At 65.6% G+C, this 26,175-nt stretch carries 25 protein-coding genes; 6 read left to right on the top strand and 19 right to left on the bottom strand.

Annotation, left to right across the window (positions count from 1 at the left end):
* From WN73_RS31030 to WN73_RS30975, 12 genes are all read right to left on the bottom strand, one after another.
* Window positions 1-933, bottom strand: a complete 933-nt coding sequence (locus WN73_RS31030) for an N-carbamoyl-D-amino-acid hydrolase (protein ID WP_028172073.1) — start codon at window positions 931-933, stop codon at window positions 1-3.
* 111 nt (window positions 934-1,044) lie between these two features.
* Window positions 1,045-2,727 carry a long-chain-fatty-acid--CoA ligase gene (locus tag WN73_RS31025; protein WP_028172074.1) on the bottom strand — a complete coding sequence of 561 codons (1,683 nt, stop codon included), beginning with the start codon at window positions 2,725-2,727 and terminating at the stop codon, window positions 1,045-1,047.
* Window positions 2,724-4,019: a class-III pyridoxal-phosphate-dependent aminotransferase gene (locus WN73_RS31020; RefSeq protein WP_028172075.1), complete on the bottom strand. Its 1,296-nt coding sequence runs from the start codon at window positions 4,017-4,019 to the stop codon at window positions 2,724-2,726. The genes WN73_RS31025 and WN73_RS31020 overlap by 4 nt, the downstream gene beginning before the upstream one ends.
* A gap of 11 nt (window positions 4,020-4,030) precedes the next feature.
* Window positions 4,031-5,611, bottom strand: a complete 1,581-nt coding sequence (locus WN73_RS31015) for a hydantoinase B/oxoprolinase family protein (RefSeq protein WP_028172076.1) — start codon at window positions 5,609-5,611, stop codon at window positions 4,031-4,033.
* Window positions 5,608-7,617 carry a hydantoinase/oxoprolinase family protein gene (locus WN73_RS31010; RefSeq protein ID WP_028172077.1) on the bottom strand — a complete coding sequence of 670 codons (2,010 nt, stop codon included), beginning with the start codon at window positions 7,615-7,617 and terminating at the stop codon, window positions 5,608-5,610. The genes WN73_RS31015 and WN73_RS31010 overlap by 4 nt, the downstream gene beginning before the upstream one ends.
* Before the next feature lie 409 nt (window positions 7,618-8,026).
* The gene (gene pdxR, locus WN73_RS31005; RefSeq protein WP_271556045.1) at window positions 8,027-9,652 is read right to left on the bottom strand and encodes a MocR-like pyridoxine biosynthesis transcription factor PdxR; all 1,626 of its coding nucleotides are present in this window, start codon (window positions 9,650-9,652) and stop codon (window positions 8,027-8,029) included.
* Window positions 9,639-10,169: a flavin reductase gene (locus tag WN73_RS31000; protein WP_038966016.1), complete on the bottom strand. Its 531-nt coding sequence runs from the start codon at window positions 10,167-10,169 to the stop codon at window positions 9,639-9,641. Before WN73_RS31000 ends, pdxR begins: the two co-directional genes overlap by 14 nt.
* An 8-nt stretch (window positions 10,170-10,177) precedes the next feature.
* A complete protein-coding gene (locus WN73_RS30995; RefSeq protein ID WP_271556043.1) occupies window positions 10,178-11,431 on the bottom strand; it encodes a Zn-dependent hydrolase in 1,254 nt (417 codons plus the stop codon).
* A gap of 4 nt (window positions 11,432-11,435) precedes the next feature.
* Complete coding sequence (locus WN73_RS30990; RefSeq protein WP_028172080.1) at window positions 11,436-12,317, bottom strand: alpha/beta fold hydrolase; 882 nt, start codon at window positions 12,315-12,317, stop codon at window positions 11,436-11,438.
* A gap of 11 nt (window positions 12,318-12,328) precedes the next feature.
* A complete protein-coding gene (locus tag WN73_RS30985; protein ID WP_028172081.1) occupies window positions 12,329-13,474 on the bottom strand; it encodes a pyridoxal phosphate-dependent aminotransferase in 1,146 nt (381 codons plus the stop codon).
* A gap of 7 nt (window positions 13,475-13,481) precedes the next feature.
* Complete coding sequence (locus tag WN73_RS30980; RefSeq protein ID WP_011086104.1) at window positions 13,482-14,261, bottom strand: SDR family oxidoreductase; 780 nt, start codon at window positions 14,259-14,261, stop codon at window positions 13,482-13,484.
* 68 nt (window positions 14,262-14,329) lie between these two features.
* Complete coding sequence (locus WN73_RS30975; protein ID WP_028172082.1) at window positions 14,330-15,253, bottom strand: GntR family transcriptional regulator; 924 nt, start codon at window positions 15,251-15,253, stop codon at window positions 14,330-14,332.
* Between the two features lie 17 nt (window positions 15,254-15,270).
* Here WN73_RS30975 and WN73_RS30970 point away from each other — a divergent pair, with 17 nt between their 5' ends.
* From WN73_RS30970 to WN73_RS30945, 6 genes are read left to right on the top strand one after another with little or no spacing between them, the layout of a single operon-like run.
* Complete coding sequence (locus WN73_RS30970; RefSeq protein ID WP_028172083.1) at window positions 15,271-16,134, top strand: ABC transporter ATP-binding protein; 864 nt, start codon at window positions 15,271-15,273, stop codon at window positions 16,132-16,134.
* A complete protein-coding gene (locus WN73_RS30965) occupies window positions 16,131-16,922 on the top strand; it encodes a class II aldolase/adducin family protein (RefSeq protein WP_271556038.1) in 792 nt (263 codons plus the stop codon). The genes WN73_RS30970 and WN73_RS30965 overlap by 4 nt, the downstream gene beginning before the upstream one ends.
* Window positions 16,923-16,944: 22 nt before the next feature.
* Complete coding sequence (locus tag WN73_RS30960) at window positions 16,945-17,961, top strand: ABC transporter substrate-binding protein (RefSeq protein WP_271556036.1); 1,017 nt, start codon at window positions 16,945-16,947, stop codon at window positions 17,959-17,961.
* The gene (locus WN73_RS30955) at window positions 17,958-18,773 is read left to right on the top strand and encodes an ABC transporter permease (RefSeq protein WP_271556034.1); all 816 of its coding nucleotides are present in this window, start codon (window positions 17,958-17,960) and stop codon (window positions 18,771-18,773) included. The genes WN73_RS30960 and WN73_RS30955 overlap by 4 nt, the downstream gene beginning before the upstream one ends.
* Complete coding sequence (locus WN73_RS30950) at window positions 18,770-19,528, top strand: ABC transporter permease (RefSeq protein WP_271556032.1); 759 nt, start codon at window positions 18,770-18,772, stop codon at window positions 19,526-19,528. The genes WN73_RS30955 and WN73_RS30950 overlap by 4 nt, the downstream gene beginning before the upstream one ends.
* A 4-nt stretch (window positions 19,529-19,532) precedes the next feature.
* On the top strand, window positions 19,533-20,837 hold the full coding sequence (locus tag WN73_RS30945; RefSeq protein WP_271556031.1) for an LLM class flavin-dependent oxidoreductase: 1,305 nt from the start codon (window positions 19,533-19,535) through the stop codon (window positions 20,835-20,837).
* Window positions 20,838-21,035: 198 nt separating this feature from the next.
* On the opposite strand, the gene WN73_RS30940 is transcribed toward WN73_RS30945, so the two are convergent.
* From WN73_RS30940 to WN73_RS30910, 7 genes are all read right to left on the bottom strand, one after another.
* Window positions 21,036-21,965 carry a dihydrodipicolinate synthase family protein gene (locus WN73_RS30940; protein WP_271556030.1) on the bottom strand — a complete coding sequence of 310 codons (930 nt, stop codon included), beginning with the start codon at window positions 21,963-21,965 and terminating at the stop codon, window positions 21,036-21,038.
* A 15-nt stretch (window positions 21,966-21,980) separates the two neighbouring features.
* The gene (locus tag WN73_RS30935) at window positions 21,981-22,772 is read right to left on the bottom strand and encodes an amino acid ABC transporter ATP-binding protein (protein WP_271556029.1); all 792 of its coding nucleotides are present in this window, start codon (window positions 22,770-22,772) and stop codon (window positions 21,981-21,983) included.
* Window positions 22,769-23,500, bottom strand: coding sequence for an amino acid ABC transporter permease (locus WN73_RS30930; RefSeq protein ID WP_271556028.1), 732 nt, complete (start codon window positions 23,498-23,500; stop codon window positions 22,769-22,771). The genes WN73_RS30935 and WN73_RS30930 overlap by 4 nt, the downstream gene beginning before the upstream one ends.
* Before the next feature lie 19 nt (window positions 23,501-23,519).
* Window positions 23,520-24,356, bottom strand: coding sequence for an ABC transporter substrate-binding protein (locus WN73_RS30925; RefSeq protein WP_271556027.1), 837 nt, complete (start codon window positions 24,354-24,356; stop codon window positions 23,520-23,522).
* Window positions 24,357-24,477: 121 nt separating this feature from the next.
* Complete coding sequence (locus WN73_RS30920) at window positions 24,478-24,780, bottom strand: DUF4286 family protein (protein WP_271556025.1); 303 nt, start codon at window positions 24,778-24,780, stop codon at window positions 24,478-24,480.
* A gap of 11 nt (window positions 24,781-24,791) precedes the next feature.
* Window positions 24,792-25,745: a dihydrodipicolinate synthase family protein gene (locus tag WN73_RS30915; protein ID WP_271556023.1), complete on the bottom strand. Its 954-nt coding sequence runs from the start codon at window positions 25,743-25,745 to the stop codon at window positions 24,792-24,794.
* The gene (locus tag WN73_RS30910) at window positions 25,742-26,173 is read right to left on the bottom strand and encodes a MaoC family dehydratase (protein WP_130371403.1); all 432 of its coding nucleotides are present in this window, start codon (window positions 26,171-26,173) and stop codon (window positions 25,742-25,744) included. The genes WN73_RS30915 and WN73_RS30910 overlap by 4 nt, the downstream gene beginning before the upstream one ends.
* Window positions 26,174-26,175 lie beyond the last annotated feature (2 nt).

Raw genomic sequence — 26,175 nt, 5'->3', positions numbered from 1 at the left:
TCACTTTTCCGGCGGCGGCACCGCGCCGGTTTGGCTGGTGATCAGGCCGTAATGCTCGATGCGGCGATGCCGCGCGAAATCGAAGATCGTGGTCTTGCCGAAGGTGGTGGCATCGAGGTCGCAGGCGTGAACCAGAACCTCGTCGTCCTCAGTCCTGGCCTCGGCGACGATCTCGCCGTTGGGGTCGACGATCAGGCTGCCGCCAAACAGCGGGTGGCCATCCTCATTGCCGGCCTTGGCCACTGCGACGACCCAGGTTGCATTCTGATAGGCGCCGGCCTGCACCGAAAGGCGATTGTGAAACAGGCGCTTCTCGACGCCCTCCTCGCTCTTCTCCGCATTGACGGACGGCGTGTTGTAGCCGATCAGCACCATCTCGACGCCCTGCAAGCCCATGACGCGATAGGTCTCGGGCCAGCGCCGGTCGTTGCAGATGGCCATGCCGATGATGCCGCCGAGCTCACGCCAGACCTTGAAGCCGAGATCACCCGGCTCGAAATAGCGCTTCTCCAGGTGCTGGTGCGAGCGCTTGGTGTCGTATTCCACATGGCCCGGCAGATGGATCTTGCGATATTTGCCGACGATCCTGCCGGACTTGTCGGTGAGGATGGCGGTATTGAAGTGATGGCCGTCCGGCGTCAGCTCCGCATAGCCGAAATTCATCGCCATCTGATGCTGCGCCGCGCGCTCGAACAGCGGTTTCGTCGCCACACTCGGCATCTCGCGCTCGAACCAGTTGTCGAACTCGGCCCGGTCCTCCACGTACCAGCGCGGAAAAAACGTCGTCAGCGCCAGCTCCGGATAGACGATCAGATCGGCGCCTTTTGCTTTCGCCTCGTCCATCAGCGCGATCATGCGCTTGACCACGGCCTCGCGGCTGTCGGCTTTCTGAATCGGGCCCATCTGGGCGGCGGCAACATTGACGATACGCATAAGCGGGTTCCTGGTGACCTCTTGGACGAAGCTGAACATCGCAGCCTCAACGATTTGCCGGCGCCGGCAGCATAGCGCAGCCGCGTCCGGAATTTCCAGCCGGGCGCCTTCTCATGCGGTCCGCCCCCATTCGGCGTCTTGCAGCAGTCGCCAGTTGATCTTGTTGCTCGCGGTCCGCGGCAAATGATCGACGAAGATAACGGCGCGCGGCGCCTTGTAGCTCGCCATGACGCCGCGCGCCCAGCCGATGATATCGTCCGCCGACGTCGTCGCGCGCATCGCCTCGTCCAGCACCACCAGCGCCTTGACGGTCTCGCCGCGATAATCGTCCGGCGCCGAGACGATACAACACTCCCGGATGGCGCGGTTCTGGTACATGGCCGCCTCCACCTCGGCCGGCCACACCTTGAAGCCGCTGACGTTGATCATCCGCTTGAGGCGGTCCACCGCAAAGAAATAGCCGTCGGCATCGCGATAACCGAGATCGCCCGTGCGCAGGAACCGTTTGCCTGAGAGTTCGATGAAGGATTCAGCATTGGCCTGGGCGCGGTTCCAGTAGCCTTGCAGCACCTGCGGCCCGTGCACGACGATCTCACCGACGACGTTGTCGTCCAACTCGATCAGGCTCTCGGGATCGACGATCCGCGCGTCGGTCTCCTGCACGGCGATGCCGAGACACTGCCGCTTCGGCGCCGCCATCGGATTGAGGTGCGTCGGCGACATGGTCTCGGTCATGCCGTAGCCCTCGACGAAATCGAGACCGAAGCGTCCCTTCAGCCGTTCGGCCACCGCCGTCGGCATCGCGGCGCCGCCGCCGGTCAGCACCTTCAGCTTCGCAAAACACCGGTCGCGGAACCGCGCGCTTGCGAGCACGTCCACGATCATGGTCGGGGCCGCGTTCCAGAACGTCACGCCATAGGTTTCGAACAGGTCCGGCAGCAGATCCTTGTCCCAGCGCGCCATCAACAGCAGCGTGGCGCCGGCGACGATCGCAGCATTCATCGAACCCTGCATGCCCGCGACGTGGAACAGCGGCATGAATCCAGTCATCACGTCGCCGCCGTTGATCCCGTACCAGCGCGCCTGCAAGGCCGCGGTGAACAGCGCGCTGCGATGACTGTGCATGCAGGCCTTGGGCTTGCCTGTCGTCCCCGACGTGTAGGGCAGGATCATGAGGTCGTCCGGCCCGGCGGCCATCGCACCCGGCCGCAAGTCTTGCGCGATCGCGGACGACCAAAAGTGCCAGCCCGGCGACGACGGCATCTCCGACGGCGCTTCGGTCACGCAGGACGGCAGCGTATAGGGCGTGGCGACCGGAACCTCGTCGCGATACTGCGCGACGATTGCATACGCAATGGCATCCCCGACCAGCGGAGCAAACACATCGCTCAGTTCGCTGCCGATGATCGCGACCTCCGCGCCGCTGTCCGCGGCGAGATACGCCATCTCGGCGGTCTTGTTCATGGGATTGACCGGCACGATCACGGCGTCCGCCCGCATCACCGCATAATAGGCGATGACATATTGCGGCGAGTTCTGCAGCGCGATCATGACGCGGTCGCCGCGCTTGATGCCGCAAGCACCTTGCAGGAAACCCGCCAACGCGTCGACACGCTCACGCAGCTCGGCGTAGCTCAGGCTCGCACCGTAGAACACCGTCGCCGGATGCGACGGCCGGTCGTTCGCCGCGCGTGCCAGCGCGTCGTACAGCGTCCCTTCCGGCATCGCGAGATGCCAGGGCTCATCCACCGGCCAGGCCGGCGAACGACGGGATGCTGCGTGATCTATACTCACCCGTGCTCCTCGTCCGCGACGTCGAGACCGTGGTCGAGCGCATCCAGAAGCTGCTCAGCTTCGCGCTCGGAGATCACGAGTGGCGGCGCCAGGAACAGCGAAGTCTGCTCGCCGCTGGTGCCGATCACCGCGCCGGCTTCCAGCGCCCGCTCCGCCACGCGCGAGGCGATCGGCACCTCCGTGGTGTCGGCATGCCAGGTGCGCCAGTCCGGGCCGTGCAGCTCCACCGTCCAGTGCAGTCCCTGCCCCGCCACGCGCTGCACGCTCGGATGTTTCTGCGCGATCGCGAGCAGGCGGCGGGTGAACAGCCTTTCGAGCTCTTGGACATGCTCCAGAATCTTGTCGTCGCTGACGACCTTCAGATAGGCGCTGACGGCCGCCATGCTGATCGGATGGCCGCGCAGCGTGCCATAGTTCTGCCAGCTCGTGCCCTTGAGCCGCTCGACGATGTCCTTGGACACCACGACCGCGGCCACCGCCGCCGCACCGCCGCCGAGCGACTTTCCGAGCGTCACGATATCGGGGCGGCTCTCCGCGCCCTGAAACGCGAACCAGCGGCCCGCGCGACCTGCGCCGGTGACGACCTCGTCCGCGATCCAGTACGATCCCACCTGCCGCGCGCGGCGCGCCACCTCGTCCTGATAGGCGCCGTCGTAGTAGATGCCGCCTTGGGTGTAGTCGATGATCGTCGCCGCCGTGTCGGAGAGCAGACGCGCGGCATCCGCCAGATATTCGCTCGGCGGCGTATTATTGGCCGGTGCGCCGTAGATCGCGCCATTCGGTGCCGGCAAAATCCGTACTGGCGCCATCGGTGCCGGCAGCTGCGAACCGCCTGAGTGCACCGCGAGCCCGCCATGCCATTGCGGCTGCACCGTCATGCTGCGCGACAGGCCGGTGATGCCATGATAGGCGCGCTCGCGCGTCGCCAATGCAGAGCGCTGCGTCAGCGCCTGGCAGAGCGAAAGTGCCATGTCGTTGGCCTCGCTGCCGCTGATGCAGAAGCGGACCGCACCGACCCAATCCTCTTCGCCCCCGAACGCGGTGGCCATCAGGTCGTCCGCGGCCTGCTCGCGACCGACCCAGGTCCACCCCTCATTCACGACCGGCGTATCGGCCGCACGGCGGATCGCCTCCACCATCGCGGGATGACGATGCCCGAGGCCGCCGCCGGTGTTGCTGCCGTCGATGAGGCGGCGGCCGTCGGACAGGTGGAAGTAGACGCCCTCGCCGCCGACGACGGCCATCGGCGCGGCCTCGCCCGCATTCAGTCCGGTTCGCAACAATCTGCTCATCGCGGGTCCCCTCACTCCGCAGCCGCGGCGCCGTAGCCACCGCCGCCGCACATCTCGATCGTGACGAGATCGTCTTGCTGCAGCACCAGATTTGATTTGCCGTCGATCGCAACATGCGCCCCCTGCCGGATCAGCGAGATACGGCAGGTCTTGCCGGCCTCGCCGCCCTGCATGCCGAATGGCGGAATCACCATGCGCTCGATGCAGGTGGTCAGGTGCATCGACGGCGCCAGGATGCGATAGGTGCGGACGGAGCCGTCACCGCCGCGATGAGCCCCCGCGCCGCCGGAATGCCGGCGAATGGCCTGCTGCTCCAGGCGGATCGCGTAGCTCGCCTCGATGACCTCGACCGGCGTGTTCGAGGTGTTGGAGAGATGCACCCGGGTTGCCGACATGCCGGCGCGATTGTGCCGGGCGCCCTCGCCGCCGCCATGGACCTCGTAGAGCATCTTCCATGAACCGTTCGGTCGCGGTTCGGCAAAGAACAGGACGCCCGCGGTGGTGGCGCCACCGGCCGACAGCCGCTCGGGAATGGTGTCCTGCATCGCACGGAAGATCGCATCGACGATGCGCATGGACGTCTCGTGGTTGCCGGCAGCGACCGAAGCCATCCAGCCCGGCTCCAGGATCGAGCCCGGGCGCGTGATGATGGTCAGGGGCCGGAGTGCACCCGCATTCTGGTTCATGTCGCGTCCGCTCATGATGCGCGCGGCATAGGCGACGGCCGAGCGGGCCATGAACGGCGTCGTGTTGCAGAAGTTCGAGACGCGGTCGCAGCTTCCGGAGAGGTCGAAGGTCGCCTCGTCGCCGCGAATAGTGATCTTGACGTGGATGCGCGCGGGCGCGTTGTTCGCGCTGCCGTCGTCGAGATAATCCTCGCCTTCGTAGACGCCATCCGGCAGCGCGCGCAGCGCCTCGCGCATCTCGATCTCGGAGAGATCGTGCAGGCGGGACTGCGTTGCCGTGAACACCGCCTTGCCGTGCTCGCGGCAGAGCTCGACGATGCGCTTCTCGCCGGCCTTGGTCGCCGCGATCTGGGCCAAAAGATCGCCCTCGCAGGACTCGGGGTCGCGGACGTTGGCCTTGAGCAGTTGCACGATCGGCGTATTGACGCCGGCTGAGGTTGCGATCAGCACCGGCGGAATCTGCATCGCCTCCTGGAAGGTGTCGATGGCCTTTGCGAAATAGCTGCCCGGCCAGGTGCCGCCGATGTCGGGCCAGTGCGCGAGGCTGACCGCGAAGGCGACGATCTCGCCCTCGACGAAGACGGGACGCACGACCTTCACGTCGTTGAGATGGTTGCCGCCGAGCGCGCCGACATTGTAGATCACCACGTCGCCGTCGTTCAGGCTGTCGCGCGGCATCACCTTCAGCAGCTCGGGAATCGTGTAGGCCATCGCGCCGAGATGGATCGGGATGTCGCGGCCCTGCCCGACCAGGCCGCCGCGACCGTCGGTGATCGCGGACGACAGGTCCCCGGCCTCGCGCAGCAGCGGCGAGCGCGCCGAGCGCGTCATCACCAGGCTCATCTCTTCGGCGGCGGCGGACAACCCGTGCCTGATGACTTCGACGACGAACGGATCGAGCTTCATGCCGCCCTCCGCGTCAGGAACAGATTGCCGGCGGCGTCTGGCCTCGCTTGCCAGCCGGGCGGAACCACCACTGTTGACCACGCGTCTTCGATGATGGCCGGACCGCTGACGATTTCGGTCAGTGCAGCGCGGTCGATGATCGCGGTTGCGATCTCGTGGAAGCCGTCGAACGAGCAGATGCGCGTACCTGAGGACACGGCCCTCACCGCTGTCGCCGGCCGACTGACGACGGTCGTCGACGGGCGGCGCGCCTGCACCCGCACGGATTCGATGACGCAGCTCTCCTTCGTCGCATAGCCGAAGAGCTCGTGATGCCGCGCCAGAAAATCCTTCTTGAGCCCAGCCACGTCGAGCGGCAGTGCGAACGGCACCGGAATGGCGTCGTTCTGCGCCGCATAGCGCATCAAGGCCACCAGCTCGACCTGGATCTCTGCCCTGGCGACACCGTTGGCAATCAGCGGCGCCGAGGCATCATCAATCAACGTCCCGATCCGCTCCGACACGCGCGCCAAGTCGATCCCTTCAAGCGCCGCGCGAAGAGTCTGCTGTTGGAGGAAGCTGAAATCGGCGGTGAGACAGCCCAGCGCTGAGAACGCACTCGATGCGCTCGGCACGACGACCGCTGCAATCCCGTAGAGATCGGCAAGACCCGCAGCATGCATCGGTCCGCCGCCGCCGAAGGCGAGCAGCGTGCAATCGCGCCCGTCGATGCCACGCTCGACCGTGACGCGGCGGAGCGCGCGCGCCATCGTCGCGTTCGCAACCTTGATGATGCCGAGCGCCGTTTCGGTCAGGCTCATCCCCAACGCACGCGCGATCGGCGCGATGACATCAGCGGCCGCCTTGATATCGATCCCGATGCGGTCGCCAAGCTTGGTCTCGGGATTGAGATAGCTGAGCACGGCGTTGGCGTCGGTGATGGTGGGCTCGGCTCCGCCGCGGCCGTAGCAGGCCGGCCCCGGCTCGGAGCCGGCGCTCTCCGGCCCGACCGTCAGGCCACCGGGACCGTTGCGCACGATCGATCCGCCGCCGGCACCGATGGAATGAACCGCGAGCATCGGCTGGCGCAGCGGCTTGTCGCCGAGCATGCGGCCGTCGGTCATCTCGGCCTGGCCATCCACGATCAGGCACACGTCGGTCGTGGTGCCGCCCATGTCGAAGGTCAGCATGCGCGACGTGCCAAGCTGGCGCGCGATACTGACCGAGGCCGAGACGCCGGCCGCAGGACCCGACATCGCCATCACCAGCGGCCGCCGCTTCACCGCCGAAATCGGGATCATGGCGCCGGCCGAATGAAACACCTGCAGGCCGGCTCCGATCGGCAGCCGCTGCTCCAGCTCGCTGAGATATTCCACCGCGATCGGCATCGCGGCCGCGTTGAACACGGTTGCCGAGGTCCGCTCATATTCGCGCGCCTCGGGATTGACCTCGTGCGACAGCGAGACGTGGGCGACGACGTCCTTGAGCCGCTCGCCGAGAATCTTTTCATGCACCGGATTGGCGTAGGCGTGCAGCAAGGCCACCGCGACGCTCTGAACGCCGGTCTGCTTGAGCCAGGCCACCAGACGCTCGATCTCGGCGTCCTCAAGCGCCTTCAGCACCCTGCCTTCGTGATCGAGGCGCTCGGCGAGTCCAAAGCATCGTTCGGGCGGCACCAGAGGCGGCGATTTCGGGGGAATGTCGAGCCGATAGAGATCGCGGCGGCGATAGCGCGCGATCTCGAGCACATCGGCAAAGCCTTCGGTCGCGACCAGCGCAACCTTCGGCAGCCGGCCCTCGACGATGGCGTTGGTCACGCGGGTGGTGCCGTGGACGAAGCGCTTGACCTCGCTCTTGCGCAGGCCGACGGCCTCGATGGCCTCAAGCATCGCCTGAACGGGCGCCTGCGGGCGCGACGGCACCTTCGCAATCCGCGCCTCCGCGGAGTCGCGCCGGATCGCGATGATATCGGTGAAGGTGCCGCCGATATCGGTGCCGACTTCCCAGTGATGTTCGGAAGAGCTCATGTGCAGGGATCAGCTACGCGTGACGTCCGAACCGGACGCCGGGTCCTTGCCGTTCATCGCAACGTCCAATGCCGAAACCAGAGCGCTCATCATGCATCCCTTGTCATGCCACCGACCGAGAGCGTGCGACAGAGCGATGGGCACGGGATAGGGCCAGAGTTGTCGCAAACCACTAGACCAGCGCGCGACCGGCGCCGTGCGCCGCGCCACCTGTTGCACGTTTTGGTGCAGTCGTGCCCGCAGAGAGTGCACGCGAACACGAGCGGGTTCACGCGAAAAACGTGCAGCGCACCACGGAATTCTCCGGGCAAATCGCAACTCCTGCTGCGCTGCAATCCGAACGTCTGAAATCGTCTGTCTAATTTGCAGGCGATCGAACGGCGCTGCGGGATCGTCGGGTGCCTATGAGCTATGCACCACGATCGGCTCTGCCTCTCTTTATTGTACGAACAGTACGAGACGATATTGCCGGATCGGATGATGCATTGCGGGAGCCGCTGCCGATGCAAGCCGCGATTCTCGCAAGCAGCGGAGATGCATCCTCGACGCGCAGCCGCCCGTATCCGAACACCAGGCCTTGCAACGTCGGCTGCTCCAGAAAATTCTGCGACAGCGGCTGCACATGGATGCCAGCCTGCTTCAGGCTTGCAGCCGCTTCGCGGTCGCTCATCCGCGCCCGCATCGCCTCGGTGAACAGCGCCACCAGATGCAGTCCCGTCACCGCCGCGGACACAGTCAGATCGTCAGGCATCAGCGTGGCGATCGCATCGATCAGCGCCTTGCGCCTGGTGGCATAGGCCCGGCGCATCCCGCGCAGGTGCCGCAGCAGATGCCCCTCCCGCATGAATTCGGCGAGCGCGAGCTGACCGACGCCGGAGGTGTGAACGTCGATCCGCGCGCGGCCCTTGGAGAAGCCCTCGATGAAACGCCTGTTGGCGACGATGTAGCCGAGCCGCAGGTTCGGCATCATGATCTTCGAGAAGGTGCCGAAATAGATCACCCGCCCCTCGCGATCGAGCGAACGCAAGGAGGCGATCATGCTGTCCTGGTGCCTGAACTCCGAATTGTAGTCGTCCTCGATCACCCAGACATCGTTCTTGTTGGCCCAGTCGAGCAGCTCGAGACGCCGCTCCAGGCCCATGCTGACGCCGAGGGGATATTGATGCGACGGCGTGACCACGATCAGTCGGGCACCCGGCGCGCGTCGAATCCCTTCCGAGACCACCAGCCCCTTGTCGTCGACCGGAACCGGAACGAGCTTTGCGCCGGCCGCCGTGAGCGCCCACCGGGCCTCGACAAAGCCGGGCTCCTCGACCCAGACCTCGTCGCCGGGATCGAGGATCATCCGGCTACAGAAATCGAGCGCCCCCGATGTGCCTGACGTGACGACGACCTCCTCCGGCGAGCAGACCAGCCCGCGCACCGAGCCGAGGAAATTTGCGATCTCGCTGCGCAGGCGCGGATGGCCTTCGGGAGGGAGATCGAGGCACTCCTGCTCCCTCGGATTTTGCCAGGTCTGGCGCAGCAGGCGCGACCAGTCCTTGAAGGGGAACGTCGAGATATCAGGTGCGCCGGGACTGAACTCCGACGGCCAGTTGGTCTCGTAATCGAACGCCAGCAGTGATTGCCAGCGCTTCGACATATGGGCGGGCACGGCCGCGGGCGACGCCACCGACGGCGGCTCCGCGTGCGGTGTTGCGACTGACGCCACCATGACGCTGCCGCGCGGGGTCGATTCAAGATAGCCCTCGGCGTAGAGCAGATCCCACGCGGTCAACACCACCGTGCGCGAGCAGCCCAGCTCCCGCGCGATCTCCCGCGAACCCAGAAATTGCGTTCCGGCCGGAAAGACGCCGCGCAGAATGCAGCCCCGGATGTGGGCCGCGATCTGCAAGTGCAGCGGCACAGCCGACGCCCGGTCGATGTGCATCCCGGCGAGAGATACGCGCTTGTTCGGTTGACGGCTCTTGTCCATCGCGCAGAGGTGATTGTTGGAACGGCCGGCGATCGCCAGCCTCACCTCAGGATGCGTCAAGAGCGGATTCGGGTCCAGCCTCGGCTGGATCGGTCACCCCGACCGTGTGGTAGGCGCGGCCGAAATAGATCAGATTGTCGGTGCAACCGAATCTCTGCAGGGCCACGACGCGGCAGAACAGCACGTCATGCGTACCGACATTGACGGTATCGGCAATCCGGCAGTCGAACGCGGCGGAACAGTCGGCCAGCACCGGCGCACCGGTTGCGAGTGTCGACCACGCGGCCGCGGCAAACCGTTCGTCGGCGGGCACCTTGCCGCCGAACAGCCGGGACAGCGGCTCATGCCGGGCCGAGAGCACGTTGACGCACACCACCTCGTTGCGCGTCACGCTGGAGTAGGCAGAGGAGCCGCGGTTGATGCAGACCAGAAGCGTCGGCGGATCGTCGGTAACGCTGCAAATGGCGGATGCGGTAAATCCGGCGCGCCCCGCGCTGCCGTCTGTGGTCACGATGTTGACGGCCGCGCCGAGACAGGCCATCGCATCGCGGTAGTCCTGTGGGGCCACATCCTGCATCCGCATCCTCACACCGCAATGCCAGGCGCAAACGCCAGCTCGCGCAGCACCTGGGCCAGCACGGAGGCGCCGGCGGCAACATGATCGGGCTCAGCCCATTCGTGCTCGACATGGCTTGCGCCGTCGCGGCACGGGATGAAGATCATCGCGGCGGGACAGATCTTGGCAAGATGGCGGGCGTCGTGACCGGCGGCGGAGAGGATCTCCATGGCGGAAAGCCCCTGCGCGCGCGCGGCTTCCGCAATGCTCGCCCGCAGGCACGGATCGAAGGCGTTTGACGGCGCATCGACGAGCGGTGTCACCGTGACCGCGCACGGTGCGGCGTTCTGCTGGCAAAGAGCCGCGATGCGCGCGCCCGCGGCATCGAGCACCGCATTATCAGGATGACGCAGATCGATGCTGAAGCTGACGCGCGAAGGCACCACCGACGGCGCGTTCGGAACCACGGCAACACGGCCGATGGTGAACTTGATGTCGGCATCGACCGCGCCGATCTCGCCATGGAGCGCCGACGCCATCCGGGCAAAGGCCGCGAGCGCATCCCGCCTCTCCTGCTGCGCCAGCGTGCCGGCGTGTCCTTCGGCGCCCTCGACCACCACCTGAAACGTCTTCTTGCCCTGGATGCCCGTGACGACCCCAATCGCGCAGTCGGCTGCCTCGAGCAATGGTCCCTGCTCGATGTGCAATTCGAGATACGCTCCGGCCGCGAAGCCGAGTGGCCTGCGCGGCACATCAGGGAAAGCCTGGTGGAGGCGGTCGAGCGCTTCGCCGACGCTGATGCCGTCGGCATCGCGCGCGGCGCGGATCGCATCCATGTTGCGTTCGCCGGTAAAGGCCTCCGAACCCATCATGCCCGGGGCGAAGCGCGAGCCTTCCTCGTTCATCCAGGCGACGACGATGACATCGCGTGCCAGCCTGTCACTTTGCTCGGCGAGCGAGACCGCCGCCTCTAACGCCGCCATGACACCGGCCGCGCCGTCGAATTTCCCGCCGGTCGGCTGGCTGTCGAGATGACTGCCGAGCAGAACCGGCGACGCGGCGCGATCGCGCCCGGCCAGCGTCAGGAACAGGTTTCCCGCGGCATCCGTCGACGGCGTCAAGCTCGCCTCGCGCGCCCAGCCGATAGCACGGCGCCAGGCGGCAATCTCGCCGTCACTCAGTGCCTGACGGTTCACCCCGCCGGCGGGCGTCGCGCCGATCTCGGCGAGCGCCATCAGGCGCGTCCAGAGCCGATCGGCGTTGATCAAGGTGCTCGATCCCATCGACCTACTTCGTGCGCATGATCTGGCCCGGCAGCGCGCGCGGATCGCGCGGCAGCCAGCGCCCGGCCTCGACCTGGGCGATGAACTCGGCAAGCAGCGCGTTGAACGCCGCCGGCTCCTCGAGATTGAGCGTGTGGCCGGTCTTGGGGAAGACCGAGAGACCGCAGGCCGGAATGGTCTTCTTCAGGAAGATGCCGGGCTGGAGACAATGATCGTCCTCGTCACCGACGACGACCAGCGTCGGCACCATCATCTTCTTCAGGCCGTCTTCGAGATCGTAGAAGGACGGCCGCCGTGCCTGGACCCCGCGCATGGTGTTGGCGGCGCCGCGGTCGGAATGGGTGGCAAGGCGATCGGCGAATTCCTTCCAGCCGCGCGGATCCTTGTTCTGGAACTGCACCCGGCTCGCGCCGAGCGCGTAGATCTTCGAAAATTCCTTGGCGCCCTGCTTCTCGAAATTGTCGGCAACTTCGAGCGAGACGCCGCGAAAATATTCTTCGAACTCCTTCTCGCAGCCATAGCCGGCGCCGGCCACCGTGAGCGACAAGGCACGCTCCGGCGTGCGCAGGCCGAAATGCACCGTACAGAAGCCGCCCATCGACAGGCCGACGATGTGCGCCTTCTCGATTCGGAGCGCGTCGAGCACGGCGACCGCATCGTCAGCGGCGATCGCCTGCGAATAGGCCTCCACGCTGTCGGGCACATCCGACGGCGGATAGCCACGTGCGGCGTAAGTGATGCAGCGATGGCGCCGGCTGAAATAGCGCAGCTGCGGCTCCCAGCTTTCGTGATTGCCGCCGAATTCATGGATGAAGAGGATCGGCGTGCCCGCGCCCGCCTCTTCCACATGGAGCTTCACACCGTCTTTGGTGGTGATCATCGTCATCGACATATTCCCTAGAATTGCGGCGGCAGGTCGTTGAGCGTGCGCGCCTGCGCAACCATGTCCGGCAGCAGCGTGCAGAGCTTTTCGACCCACGCCTGCGGCACGGAGGTGCTGATCTTGACGAAGCGGTCGCCGAAGCGCTGCGTATGATACGTGCCCTGGCGGATCATGATGCCCTGGCGGCGATAGCACTCGACCAGCGCCTCGGGACGGATGCCCGCTGCGATGGTCTCCAGCACCAGAAAGTTTCCGTGCGAGGGCATGATCGGCAGCGCCAGCCCTTCGATCGCGGCCGCCGCCTCCTGGATCATCGCCTTGTTGGCCCGGTCGGTGCTGCGGACCTTCTTCATCCATTCGGCCTTGACGGAAAGTCCCGCCTGCGCCGCACGCTGGGCGATGACGCTCGCACCAAGCACGCTCGTGGATGTCAGCGCCAGTTCCTCGAACAGGTCGGGCGCTGCGACCAGAGCGCCGATCCGCAGGCCGGCAAGCCCGAGCCATTTCGAAAAGCTGGTCGAGACCACCGAGCCTTGCGGCGCCACGTGGAGCGCCGGGGTGTGGCCGTCGGCGAAATCGCGGTAGGTGCAGTCGTGCACCAGCAGCGCGCCGCAATCGCGCGCAATCGCCGCGAAGCTCTCGATCTCCTCGCGGGTGTAGCGAATGCCGAGCGGATTGTTGGGATCGACGAGATAAATGATCGCCGTGCGCTCATCGACATTCGCCTTCAACGCCTCGGGCGTCAGGCGGTAGTTGCAGGCCGGATCGTAGATCGGAATCTCGATCACCTCGGCGCCCTGCTGGCGCGCGAACAGGCACGGCCATTTCCAGGTCGGATCGGTCGTCACCAGCGTCGTGCCGGGCTTGCAGCGCGCGCGACAGATCATCGCCAGCGCGTTGACGCCGCCCTCGGTCACCAGCGCTTCCGCGCCGGGCACACCGAGGTCGGCGACGATCGCGGCACGCAGCGCCTCGAAGCCGAGCGGCGGGGCATAGGCATTGAACTCGCCAGCCTCGATCGAGCGCAGCATCGCCTCGCGCACGGCGGGGTGGCTCTCGATATGGTTGGTGTTCTGCCCGAGCCAGTAGAGCCCGGGCGTCGCCGAGAGCTCATCGAAATAGCGGTTGCGGAGCAGTGCCGCGGATTGAGGCTTCGACATCGAGGCCTCAGATCACCGAGCCGCGTGCGGCGATGCCGCCGTCGATCGTCACCACGGTGCCAGTGATGTAGCCGGACCTTGGCGAGGACAGGAAGGCGACGAGATCGGCGACCTCCTCCGACGTCGCGGGGCGCTTGCCGGGATATTTGTCGAACAGCTCCTCCCAGCGGCTTTCGTCGCCTAGCATGTCGATCGCCTTGCGCTTCATGATCTTGAGCATGCGGTCGGTGGCAACCGGCCCCGGATTGACCGCGACGACGCGCACGCCGTGATCGAGGCTGCGGCCGCCGAGCGCCTTGGTGAAGGACATCAGCGCCGCGTTGCCGGTCGAGCCGGCGATGTAGCTCGCGTCCCAGTTCTCACCGGAATTGCCGATGATGTTGATGATGACGCCGTCCTTGCCCTTCATGCGCGGATAATAAAGACGCGACAGCGTGATGTAGCCGAACACCTTGAGATCGAAGCCGCGCCGCCAGGCGGCATCATCGAGGATTTCCAGCGAGCCGGCCGGGATGTCGCCGGCATTGTTGACGAGGATGTCGATGTCGCCGACCTCGGCCGCGAGCTTCTCCATCGCGGCCGTGCTCGACAGGTCGAGCGCGTGGATGGTGATCTTCACGCCAAAGCGGGCTTCCAGATCACGCTTGGCCTGGAGCATCGCCTCGCCATTGCGGGCGGCCAGATGCAGGTGACAGCCCTCCGCGGCGAAGAGCTCGGCCACCGCAAGTCCAATTCCTTTCGACGCGCCGGTGATCAGGGCGGTCTTGTTCGTCAGCTTCAGGTCCACTCCGGGTCTCCAGGATGCAAACTAGATATACAAGGTCTAGCAATTTGCATACCAAGCGACCCGAGGGGTCATTCGAAGGCGGCGAGGAAGTCCAGAAGGTTGTCGCCGAGCAGGTTGACGTGGTCCCGCATGGCGCTGTGCGCCCGCTCGGGATCGTGGGCCAGGATCGCCTGCATGATCGCCTCATGCTCGCGAACGGTGTCGGCAATCCGGTTCGGCATGCGCGTCACCCGGCGGCGATACGCCGCCACCTGGTTGCGCAGCTTGCGGGTCTGCTCGGCCAGGAAGGCGTTGCGCGAGGCCTCATAGATCGCCTCGTGAAATTCCTGGTTGATGTCGTAGAAGACATCGATGTCGCCGGTTTCACCTGCCGCCACAAGCCGCTGGTGAATCTCGCCAATTTCAGTCCCCCAGGCCTGGGAGACGCGCCGCGCGGCGAGCCGCGCGCAGAGCCCTTCCAGCTCCGCCATGACCTGGAACATCTCGATCAGCGCCTGCGCCTTGATGCTGCGGACCGTCGCCCCTTGCCGGCCGCGCAGTTCGACCAGATTGTTGGCGGCCATCAGACGGAATGCCTCCCGCACCGGCGTGCGCGAGACGCCGAAGCGCTGGGCGATCTCCTGCTCGTCGAGCCGGCTGCCCGGCTCGAGATGCCCCGCCGCGATCGCCCCTTCGAGCTTCTGGCGCAGGCTCTCGGCGAGCGTCATGCCGGGGCCTGCCGCCAGGGTTTCGTGCCCATTTTTCACGCGCCTGCCTCCGGCATGTGCACCAATATCCGCCATCATGTTTCTCCGATATCTATATACGTATACAAAATGGCACCAATCTTCCAGTGAACCGGCCGATTTTCTGGCGGAGACGCGCGCATCTCCGGGATATCCACCTGCCAACTCGCAAATCTTATGCCTGATTTGCCGCGAAATCGCACTGGCACACGAGTTGCTAAGAGATTTCGACGCGGTCCGCTTTCGTATGCGAATGGCCGCCGCCATTATACAAGGACATCCCGGTGCAGGCTGCCCGCCTCCCCGATCCCGGACCGACCATCGAGGCCCCTCAGGCTCACCCGAAGCCTGGGCCGCTGCTCGAGCTGCGCGCGATCGACAAGACCTTCGGCTCCGTTGCGGCACTGTCCGGACTTCAGGCGAGCGTCGCCCCCGGCGAGTTCGTCACCGTCGTTGGCCCAAGCGGCTGCGGCAAGAGCACCCTCTTTAATATTGTCGCCGGCCTGGAAGAGCCCGACGCCGGCGGCATCCTGCGCTTCGAGGGCAAGAGCTGCCACGCCGCCGACCTGCTCGGCCGCGTCTCCTTCATGCCGCAGCGCGATTTGCTGTTTCCCTGGCGCAATGTCGTCGACAACGCCATCCTCGCGCTCGAGGTCGAGGGCATGCCGCGCGAGCAGGCGCGCGCCAAGGCGCTGAAGATGCTGCCCGAGTTCGGGCTCGCCGGCTTCGAGAAGCAATATCCCAACCAATTGTCCGGCGGCATGCGCCAGCGCGTCGCCCTGATGCGCACCTTCCTGTTCGAACGCGACCTGATGCTGCTGGACGAGCCGTTCGGCGCGCTCGATGCGCTGACGCGGGCGATGATGCAGCGCTGGCTGCTCGACGTGTGGCAGAAATACCGCCGCACCATTCTCTTCATCACCCATGACGTCGACGAGGCGATCTTCCTCGGCGACCGCGTGCTGGTGATGACCGCGCGTCCCGGCTCGGTGAAGCTCGAACAGGTCGTCGACCTGCCCCGCCCGCGCCGGCCCGAAATCGTCACCTCCCCCGAATTCGTGCGCCTCAAGCGCACGCTGCTCGATGCGATCGAGGAGGAAAGCATGAAGTCGTTCCAATCCTCCATCGCGCAGGAGAAGACGCCGTGAACGCGATGTCAGCGAGAGAGCCCCAAGCCGCACCGCGCGGCATCGAACCGGCCGAGTGGGATGCCCGGGTCAAGCTCGCGGCCTGCTATCGCATGGTCGCCAAGCTCGAGATGGACGACCTGATCTACAACCACATCTCCTTGCGCGTGCCCGGCCACGAGGACCAGTTCCTCATCAATCCCTACGGCCTGCTGTTCGACGAGATCACGGCATCCAGCCTGGTGAAGATCGACACCAAGGGCAACAAGCTCGACGAAACGCCGCATGGCGTCAACGTCGCGGCCTTCGTCATCCATGCCGCGATCCACACCGCGAACCACGACGCGGCCTGCGTGCTGCACACCCATTCCGACGCGAGCGTCGCCGTCTCAGGACAAGAGAAAGGCCTGTTGCCGCTCAGCCAGTTCGCGATGCGCTTCTACGACCGCCAGGCCTTCCACGACTACGAAGGCGTCGCCATCGACCTCGACGAGCAGGTTCGCCTGGTGCGCGACCTCGGCCCGCACAAGGTGATGCTGATGCGCAACCACGGCATCCTCACCGTCGGCCGGACGCCCGGCGAGGCCTTCATGCTGCTGTATTATTTCGAACGCGCCGCGCGGATCCAGCTCCAGATGCAGGCGGCGGCCGCAGCCGGCGCTAAGCTGGTGATGCCGCCGCACGAGGTCTGCGAGAAAGCCGCGCGCCAGTTCTGGGAATTGCAGGGCGACATCCTCGTGCCCGGCGAACGCGAGTGGCCGGCGCTGATGCGCCAGCTCGACCGCACCGATCCGTCCTACCGCAATTGATTTCACCGCCTGGAGTTTGACCATGTTGAGCCGACGCCACGCCTTCTCCGCCCTCTCCGCCATCGCACTGGCGACCGGCTCGCTTGTCACGGCCGCGCCCGCAGCCGAATTGCAGAAGGCGAGCCTGCGCTTGAAATGGCTGCCGCAGGCGCAGTTCGCCGGCTTCTACGTTGCGGCGGCCAAGGGCTACTACAAGGCCGAGGGCATCGACCTCACCATCAATCCCGGCGGACCCAACCTGCTCACCGAGAACCTGGTCGCGACCGGCGCCGACACGTTCGGCCTCTCCGGCGGCACCGACAGCGTGTTCGCGGCGCGTGACAAGGGACTGCCGATCGTCTGCATCGGCGTGTCGCACCAGATCACGCCCTTCATCTTCGTCACCCGCAAGGACGGGCCGGTGAAGACGATCCAGGATTTCAAGGGCAAGACCGTCACCACCTGGTTTACCGGCGCCAACCATGTGCTGAACGGCATGCTGGCCAAGGAAGGCATCAAGCCGGATGAGCTGAAGATCCAGCCGCAGCAGGTTTCGGTGACACCCTTCGTCGACGGCAGCGTCGATGTGGTCACCGCGACCTATTACAACGAGTTCTACACCATCCAGTCGCGCATGCCGAAGGACAGCCTGAAGACCTTCGTCGCCGAGGACTACGGCATCACCTTCCCGCGCGACACGCTGATCGTGGCCGAGGCGACCGCCAAGGAGAAGCCTGAGCTGGTCAAGGCGTTCCTGCGCGCTTCTCTCAAAGGCTGGAAGGACGCCTTCGCAGATCCCAGGGGTGCCGTCGATACCGTGATGGCCGCGGCTCCGACGCTCGACCGCGCGCAGCAGGAGTTCATGCTCACCGAGGTAAAGCGCCTGATGACCGCTGGCGCCGCGGCGAAGAACGGCATGTTCTGGATCGATGCCGACGCGGTCAAGACCGCCCACGACTTCTTCCTGAAGTACGGCGTCATCTCCAAGCCGCTCGATCTTGCTACCGCGTATGATGCCAGCTTCATCCAGAGCATCCCGGCGACGGACCGGCTGCCGTGAGCAGCCCTTCGGCGGCATCGCTTGGCAAGAGCGGGGTTGCTGCGCAGCGCATCGCGATGCCGGCTTCGCTGCGCAAGCTGGTCCGGCTCCTGCTGGGCCTTGCGATTGCGGCGGTGATCTGGGAAGGCTCGGTGCAGCTGTTCGGCATCCGGCCTTATTACCTGCCGCGCCTCAGCACGATCCTGATGGCGATCGCGGCGACGCCTCGCGCCTATGTCGATGGCTTCCTGCGCACCCTGGCGGAGACGCTGATCGGCTTTGCCTCCGGCGGCGCGTTCGGCGTGCTCATGGGTGTCGTGTTCTTCCGCGTCCGCGCGCTGCGCGAGATGGTGTTTCCGATCTTCGTGGTGTCGCAGACCATTCCAGTCATCGCCTTCGGGGCGCTCGTGGTGCTGTGGTTCGGCAACACGCTGCTCGCCAAGGCGATCATTGCGTTCTATCTGACCTTCTTTCCGGTGACGGTGAACACGCTGCTGGGCCTCGAAACCGTCGATCCCAAGCAGATCGCCCTGATGCGCAGCTTTGGCGCCTCCAACCGCCAGCTGCTGCTCCGCTTGCAGCTTCCAACCGCACTGCCGCAGATCTTCGTCGCGCTGCGGCTCGCCGCATCGCTGAGCCTCGTCGGGGCCATCGTCGGCGAATGGTTCGGCGACACCACCGGGCTCGGCGTGCTGCTGCTCCAGGCCATGTTCACCGAGAATGTCGTCGCGATCTGGGCCGCCCTGCTCGCCGCCGCGCTGCTCGGCACCGGTTTCTATGCCGTGGTCGCGGCGGCCGAGCGACGGCTGGTGTTCTGGAGCGCCGAGCAATGAGCCGCGCGCTTGCCTCACCTTCGCTCGCCGTCCAGCGCGGCATCCTGGGCGCCGTCCTCCTGGTCGCGTGCTGGGAAGGCGCAGCGCGCGGACTGCATCTGCCGGCCTATGTCCTGCCCGCCGTCACCGACATCCTCGCCGGCCTCTGGTCCAAGCGCGCGACGCTCATCGACGCTGCCGGTTACACCCTGCTCGAAGCGCTGGTCGGCTACGGACTCGGATGCCTGATCGGTATCGGCCTCGCCGTCGCAATCGCATTAGTTCCGGCGCTTCGCAGTGCGATCCTGCCGCTGGCCACCGCGATCAATTCGGTGCCCGTGGTCGGCTATTCGCCGCTGATCCTGCTCTGGTTCGGCATCGGCGTCAGCTCGAAGATCGTGATGGTGGCGATGGCGGTGAGCTTCACCATCCTGCTCTCGATGCTGGCCGGGCTCGACCGTGTCGACCGCCGCGCCGTCGATCTCATGAAGAGTTTTGGCGCAAGCCGCTTCGGTGTGCTGTGGCGCCTGCGCCTGCCGACTGCCCTGCCACTGCTGCTCGCGGGCATGCGCGTCTCGACGGTGCGCAGCGTGATCGTCGCGATCGTCACCGAGATGCTCGGCGCACATGGCGGGCTCGGCTGGGTGATCTACCAGGCCGTGCTCCAGATCGACTTCGTCCAGGTCTGGGCGGCGATCTTCGTCGCATCGGCGGCGAGCCTCGCCTTCTTCGGCCTGATCGGTTTCCTCGAACGCAAGATCCTGTTCTGGACATGACGCCATGAAACGACAGATGCATCTCGGCCTGTTTATCCTGGGAACCGGCAGCCACGTCGCCGGCTGGCGCTATCCAGGCGCGGTCGACAGCTTCCAGGACTTTGCGGCGATCCAGCAGATCGGCCGCACCGCCGAGCGCGGCAAGTTCGACCTGATCTTCATGGGCGACAATCTCTATGCCGATGCCGCCGCCCATCCCTCCTACACGCTGCGGCTCGAGCCGCTGACGATGCTGGCTGCGCTCGCGACTTCGACCAGCCATATCGGGCTGGGCGCCACCGTCTCGACCACCTACAGTGATCCGTTCTCGGTCGCGCGCGTGTTCGCCTCGCTCGACCACATCTCCAGGGGCCGCGCGGCGTGGAATGCGGTGACGACGGCCAATCCGGCGACCGCTGCGAATTTCGGCACCACGCATCCCGACCACGCCCGCCGCTACGAGATGGCCGGCGAATTCCTCGACGTGGTCAAGGGCCTGTGGGACGGCTGGGCGGATGACGCCATCGTCGCCGACCGCGCCAGCGGCCTCTACATCGATCCGGCAAAACTCCGCCCGATCGACCATGACGGCGCGTTCTTCAAGGTGAAGGGCCCGCTCAACATCGGCCGCAGCCCGCAAGGTCGCCCCGTTGTGCTCCAGGCCGGCGGCTCCGAGGCCGGACAGGCGCTCGCCGCGCGCACCGCCGATATCGTGTTCTCGGTGGTGCAGGATATCGAGGAGGCCAAGGCCGGCTACACGTCGCTGAAGACGCGACTGCCGGCCTTCGGCCGCAAGGCCGACGACGTCACGGTGCTGCCGGGCGTGATGCCCGTCGTCGGCCGCACCGATAAGGAGGCGTTCGAGAAGCTCAACGTGCTCCAGAGCTTTGTCAGCGGCAGCAATGCGCTCGCGATCCTGTCCGATCGCTTCGGCCGGGACATGTCGGCCTACGATCTCGACGGGCCGATCCCGGACATCGCACCGTCCGACAGCTATCACAGTTTCGCCAGCGTCATGCTCGCCAAGGGCCGCCGCGAGAACATGACGCTGCGCGATCTCTACAACCTCACCGCCGCCGCCCGCGGCCATTGGGTGCTGTGCGGCTCGGCCGAGCGCATCGCCGACACGCTCGAGCAATGGTTCGAGCAGCACGCCGCCGACGGCTTCAACGTCATGCCGCCTTATTTCCACGAAGGGTTCGAGGATTTCGTCGAGCTCGTCGTACCCATCCTGCAGGAGCGCGGGCTGTTCCGCGCGGACTATGAGGGGACGACGCTGCGGGATCACCTCGGCCTTGCGCGGCCGGCCAATCCGTTCTTCGCGGCTTAGAAGATGATGAAGTCAAGTCTGACTGCGAGCCGCGAGGCAGGTACGCTCCCTCTCCCGTTTGCGGGAGAGGGTGTCTCCGCGGTAGGATTCCCCAAGAGGATAGAACCCTCACCCGGCGCAAGTGCGCCGACCTCTCCCGCAAGCGGGAGAGGTGACCGATCCCGCCGCGAGATCGAGTCAACCAAAAGCCATCAGGCTTCAGAGCGCGCCGGCGCTCCGCAGCGCTTGCTCGAGTGCCCGCAACTCATTTGAAGTTGCCCGCGGCTGCGGCGGCCGTGCCGCGTCGCATGCGAGACGCCCAAGCAATTTCAGGCAGGCCTTGAGCCGCACCGTCGCGCGTCCTCCCGGCGCATCGCGATAGATCGCGACCGCAAGCGGATAGAGCTTCTCGTGCGCGGCCCGCGCCTGCTCCCAATCACCGGCTTCAGCCGCATTCCAGAGGCTGACGACAAGCTCCGGCACGACGCAGGCAAGGCTGACCTGGCTGCCGGCCGAGCCGACGAGATAGCTCGTCAGCAGGTGCTCATCTCCCGAGCCGAGCACGACGAACTCCGCCCGCAGCTTGTGGATCAGTCGCAGATTCTGTTCGTAAGTCGCGACCTCCCAGCTGCCCTCCTTGATCGCAACGAAGCGAGGGTCGGCAACCAGTTGCTCCAGCAGCGGCGGTGCATAAGCCATGGCACCCGCACCGACCGGCGCGGCGTAGAGCATCAGCGGCACGGTGGTGGCATCGCGGATATGGCGGTGATGTGCGATGACACAATCATCGGCGTGTGCGAGCGCCCAGCTGTTGGGAGGAAACACCAGAAGCCCGTCCGCGCCCGCCCGCTCCAGCACAGCCGCCTCGCGCGCGGCCTCCAGGCTCGATTCGTGATTGGCGCCAGAGACGATCAGGCAGTCTTTCGGTGCGTACTCGCGCGCCAGCTCCACCACGCGCTGTTTTTCGGCGAGCGACAGCACAAAATTCTCACCGGCATGGCCGTTGACCAGGAGCCCATTGATGCCCGGCGTGGACGCGACCGCGGCGAGATGCGCCGCCAGACTTGTCTCATCGATCTCGAACTCAGGCGTCATCGGCACGATCGTGGCGGCATGAATGCCGCGAAGGCGATCGCTGAATGACCGCATCCCGCTCGACATCGGCTAGTGAATGATCTGGTCGAGGAACGTCCGCGCCCGTTCGGACTTCGGATGCTGGAAGAACTCTTCCGGTACGGCCTGCTCCACAACCTTGCCCTCGTTCATGAACACGATGCGGTCGGCGACCTCGCGGGCGAAGCCCATCTCGTGGGTCACGCACAGCATGGTCATGCCCTCCTCCGCGAGCTTCTTCATGGTCTCCAGCACCTCCTTGACCATCTCGGGGTCCAGCGCGGAGGTCGGCTCGTCGAACAGCATGATCTTCGGCCGCATGCACAGCGCGCGTGCGATCGCGACGCGCTGCTGCTGGCCGCCCGAGAGCTGCCCGGGAAATTTTTCGGCCTGGTCCGGAATCCGGACTTTTGTCAGGAAATGCATGGCGAGGTCCTTGGCTTCTGCCTCGCTCATGCTGTTCACGGTCATCGGGGCCAGGATGCAGTTCTCCAGCACGGTCATGTGCGGAAACAGATTAAAACTCTGGAACACCATGCCGGTGTCGCGCCTGACCGCGTCGATGTTCTTGCGCTGGCGATCGAGCTCGACGCCGTTGACGTAGATCAGGCCCTCGTCGTGCTTCTCGATGTGATTGATGCAGCGGATCAGCGTCGATTTGCCCGAGCCTGAGGGACCGCAGACCACGATCTTCTCGCCCTTGGCGACCTTGAGGTCGACCTGGTTCAACGCGGTGAAGTCGCCATAGTGCTTGTAGACGGCCTCCATGCGAACCGCAGGCACATCGCGGAGCTGCGTTGCACCTTCGACGCTGCTAGCCGCATTCATCGATATCTCGCTCATGCCCGGGCCTCCACGCTCGCCTGCGTAACCGGCGCCCTCGCCGCGACGCGCCTCGACTTCGCAGCGCTCGATCGACCAAAGTGCTTCTCCAGCCGGCGTTGAACCGCATCCCAGACCGAGGTGAGGATCAGGTAATAGGCCGTGGCCGCCGCATAGACTTCAAGGATCTGGAAATGCTCCTGCATCAGCATGTCGCTGCGGCGCATGAGCTCCTCGACCGAGATCACCGAGGCGAGCGAGGTCGCCTTCAAGAGCGAGTTGATGGAGTTGCCGAGCGGCGGGATCATCAGCCGGAACGCCTGCGGCAGGGTCACCCGGCGGAACGTCACCCAGGGCGACAGGCTGAGCGCCCAGGCGGCTTCGCGCTGTCCCGCCGAAACGGCCATGAAGCCGCTGCGCACGATCTCGGCGAGGTAGGCCGCCTCGTTGAGGATCAGGCCGACCAGCGCGCAGGTGATCACGGAGAACTTGATCCCGAGCTGCGGCAAGCCGCTGTAGATCACCACGAGCTGGATCAGCAGCGGCGTGCCGCGGAAGAACCAGATGTAGAAGCGCGACGCGCCCGACAGCACCGGGTTGGACGACATGCGCATCAACGCGATGCCCATGCCGAGGATCAATCCGCCGATGACCGCCGCCACCGTCAGGCCGATGGTGACGAGCACCCCCTTCATCAGGAAGTAGTTGAAGAAGTAGTTGACGGCGGCCGTCGGACTGAAATGGCTCATCGGCTCGTCTCCGTAGGTATCAGGCCGGACCCGGGCCGGCGATCGCAAGCGGCTGATCGGCCGGCATGCTGGTCAGGCCGAACTTGTCGAACAGCGCCTGGTAGCTGCCGTCGGCACGCATGGCGTTCAGCGCCTTGACGACGGCATCGACCACCGTCTTGTTGCGGAAACCGAGCGTGGTACGCGCCGTGCCGAGCCCGCTCAGCACTTCCTTGACGCGACCGCGGCCGGTGAGATCGCGCGCCACGCTATCGACGAGCAGCGCGTTGTCCACCTGGCCGGCCAGCAGCGCGCTGACGACGTTGGTGGCGGTGGGGAAGGTCCGCATCTCGACGGCTGCGCCGCCCTTCGCCACGCTCGCATCGCTGAGCTTCTTGAGCCAATTCATCTGGTAGGTGCTGACCTCGACGGCGGATGTTTTTCCGATCAGATCATTTTCGGTAGCAATTTTTGTGCCGCTGTCGGGCGCAACCACGACCGAAATCGCCTGAATGGCGTACGGCACCATGTACATCAGCTTCGAACGTTCCTCGGTCCAGAACATGCCGGTGTCGATGCCGTCGATGCGGCCCGCGGCCATGGCCGGTATCATCGCCGGAAAATCCATCCGGACGAGTTCGACCGGAAGACACAACCGCTTGCCGAGCTCGGCGGCGAGTTCCACGTTGAGGCCCTGCAACTGGCCGTCCTTGTCGACGAATTGCTGCGGCGGGTTTGTCGGATTGATCGAGAGCTGCAACTTCCCGGGCGCAATCAGATTGTCGTCGGTGATCCCAGGCGTACAGGCCGCATGCGCAGCCGTGGATGCGAAAGCTAGTGCGGCAGCCGCACTCAGGCGAAGCAGTGTCGAGAGCATGTGATACCTCCAGTAAGACGCCAATGACCGATGCAGTCCCTCGCCCGGGATTCCCCTCAATGTTTGTTGGATGCGGCCGGCCGGATCTCACGACACGACAGGCAGCATCGTCTTCGCCCCCTCAAGCCGGTCCCGACATCGGCTTGAGCTGGATTCGCATGAAGTTCTTCACCAGGGATTCGAACGGACCGAAGCCCTTCACCTTCAGGAACTCCGGCGTTTCGAACGCCCATCGTCCCGCGACTTCGTACATCGCCGCGTATTTCGGTCCGTCGCCGATCGAGACGAAGCGCTTTGCGGACAGCCAGCCGGGACAGGCGAGCAAATCGGGGAAATGCCTCTGCTCGTACCAGGCGTCGAACGCGGCCTCGTGCTCGGGATCGATGTCGACCCGCACGATGTGAATGAAGGCTTCGTCGGCCATGGGTTCGTCCCTCACCCCAGACGAATGTCGCCGGTCGCGCGCGCCGCACCGAGCGTCGTTGCGATGGCGTCGCACAACGCCGGAACGACCGGCAGCAGCGGCGGCCGCGGATCGGCGTTACCGATCAAGCCGAGCGCCTTGAGCCCGACTTTCATGCGCGTGTGCATGTCCATGATCGGCGCTGGGCCATAGATCGCGCGGACGATTGGATAGAGCCGCTCGTTGACCGCGCGCAGCGCGGCGAGATCGTCGGCGAGCGCCGCCTGCCAAAGCGCGACGAACAGATCCGGCGCGAGGCTGACGAGGCCCGAGAGAATGCCGTCGCCGCCGATGGCGAGCTGCGGCAGGAACCAGTTGAAGTTCGACGGCAGGATCGCGACGGAGGGATCGGCCTGCTTCACCGCCCGGCGGTTCTCGTCATAGGCGAAGATGCTGTCGCTGCCCTCCTTGATGGCGATGACGCCGTCGAGCGCTGCGATCTTCGCCAGCGTCTCCGGTGAGTAGCCAAATCCGGACGCCAGTGGATATTGGAAGATCGACACTGGAATGCCGATGGCGGAACTGACCGCCTGAACGAAGGCCACCGGTGCGCGCGAGGTCGCCGATGCACCGCCACCAAGCGGCGCCGGCGGGAACAACACGGCGCAATCGGCGCCGGCAGCTTCCGCGAGCTGCGCCTGATGGATCGCTTCCGCGGTGGAATGCGCGATGATGCCTGAAAGCAGCGGCTTGCCGCCGATGTGCTTGCGCGTCCGCTCGATCACCGCCTGCCGCTCGTCGTCCGAGAGCGACCCGCCCTCGCCGGCATGTCCGTTGACGAACACGGCCGCGATTCCGTCCGGACAGGCGCAATAGTCGAGCACGCGGGCGTAGCCGTCCCAGTCGATCGAGCTGTCGTCCTTGAAGGGCAGCACGGTCGCGACCGTGACGCCGCGCAGGTCAGGTTTCTTCATCGGCTTGCTCATGACGGTTTCCGCCGAGGAAATTTCAGGCTCGCGCGCGCCTTCAGCACTTCGAGGCCGCCCTCGTTGCGGGCGCTCGCCTCCCAGATGATGGTGCGGGTCTCGTCGTGCTGCTCGGCGATCCAGACGTCGAAGGTGAGCGTGTCGCCGTAGAACACCGGGCCGGTGAACCAGAACCGGTCCTCGACAGAGACGCCGATCGTGCCGACCAGCTCGCTGGTGAGGATGCTGGTGCAGAGCCCCGCGACCATGATCCCCGGCGCCAGCCTGCGGCCGAAGCGCGTTGCGCCCGCGTAGACCTCGTCGACATGAACAGGGCCGAAATCGCCGGTCGCAGCAATATAGAGCGCACCATCCGCCTCGGTGATGGTCTTGCTGAGGCTGACCCTGTCGTTCACCTTCAGATCGTCGAAGGATTTCGACTCGTACATGG

The sequence above is a fragment of the Bradyrhizobium sp. CCBAU 45394 genome (assembly GCF_028128655.1).
GTDB classification, from domain to species: Bacteria; Pseudomonadota; Alphaproteobacteria; order Rhizobiales; family Xanthobacteraceae; genus Bradyrhizobium; species Bradyrhizobium diazoefficiens.
This window is presented reverse-complemented; position numbering and strand designations above follow the sequence as displayed.

Coding starts and splice junctions, on each gene's coding strand:
- WN73_RS31015 (WP_028172076.1), bottom strand. CDS start 5,611: ATGAAGCTCGATCCGTTCGTCGTCGAAGTCATCAGGCACGGGTTGTCC.
- WN73_RS30975 (WP_028172082.1), bottom strand. CDS start 15,253: ATGGCGGCGGCCATTCGCATACGAAAGCGGACCGCGTCGAAATCTCTT.
- WN73_RS30990 (WP_028172080.1), bottom strand. CDS start 12,317: ATGACGATGATCACCACCAAAGACGGTGTGAAGCTCCATGTGGAAGAG.
- WN73_RS30960 (WP_271556036.1), top strand. CDS start 16,945: ATGTTGAGCCGACGCCACGCCTTCTCCGCCCTCTCCGCCATCGCACTG.
- WN73_RS30940 (WP_271556030.1), bottom strand. CDS start 21,965: ATGCGGTCATTCAGCGATCGCCTTCGCGGCATTCATGCCGCCACGATC.
- WN73_RS30935 (WP_271556029.1), bottom strand. CDS start 22,772: ATGAGCGAGATATCGATGAATGCGGCTAGCAGCGTCGAAGGTGCAACG.
- WN73_RS30945 (WP_271556031.1), top strand. CDS start 19,533: ATGAAACGACAGATGCATCTCGGCCTGTTTATCCTGGGAACCGGCAGC.
- WN73_RS31000 (WP_038966016.1), bottom strand. CDS start 10,169: ATGCAGGATGTGGCCCCACAGGACTACCGCGATGCGATGGCCTGTCTC.
- WN73_RS30910 (WP_130371403.1), bottom strand. CDS start 26,173: ATGTACGAGTCGAAATCCTTCGACGATCTGAAGGTGAACGACAGGGTC.
- WN73_RS30995 (WP_271556043.1), bottom strand. CDS start 11,431: ATGGGATCGAGCACCTTGATCAACGCCGATCGGCTCTGGACGCGCCTG.
- WN73_RS30985 (WP_028172081.1), bottom strand. CDS start 13,474: ATGTCGAAGCCTCAATCCGCGGCACTGCTCCGCAACCGCTATTTCGAT.
- WN73_RS30920 (WP_271556025.1), bottom strand. CDS start 24,780: ATGGCCGACGAAGCCTTCATTCACATCGTGCGGGTCGACATCGATCCC.
- WN73_RS31010 (WP_028172077.1), bottom strand. CDS start 7,617: ATGAGCTCTTCCGAACATCACTGGGAAGTCGGCACCGATATCGGCGGC.
- WN73_RS30925 (WP_271556027.1), bottom strand. CDS start 24,356: ATGCTCTCGACACTGCTTCGCCTGAGTGCGGCTGCCGCACTAGCTTTC.
- WN73_RS31020 (WP_028172075.1), bottom strand. CDS start 4,019: ATGAGCAGATTGTTGCGAACCGGACTGAATGCGGGCGAGGCCGCGCCG.
- WN73_RS30950 (WP_271556032.1), top strand. CDS start 18,770: ATGAGCCGCGCGCTTGCCTCACCTTCGCTCGCCGTCCAGCGCGGCATC.
- WN73_RS30930 (WP_271556028.1), bottom strand. CDS start 23,500: ATGAGCCATTTCAGTCCGACGGCCGCCGTCAACTACTTCTTCAACTAC.
- WN73_RS30915 (WP_271556023.1), bottom strand. CDS start 25,745: ATGAGCAAGCCGATGAAGAAACCTGACCTGCGCGGCGTCACGGTCGCG.
- WN73_RS31030 (WP_028172073.1), bottom strand. CDS start 933: ATGCGTATCGTCAATGTTGCCGCCGCCCAGATGGGCCCGATTCAGAAA.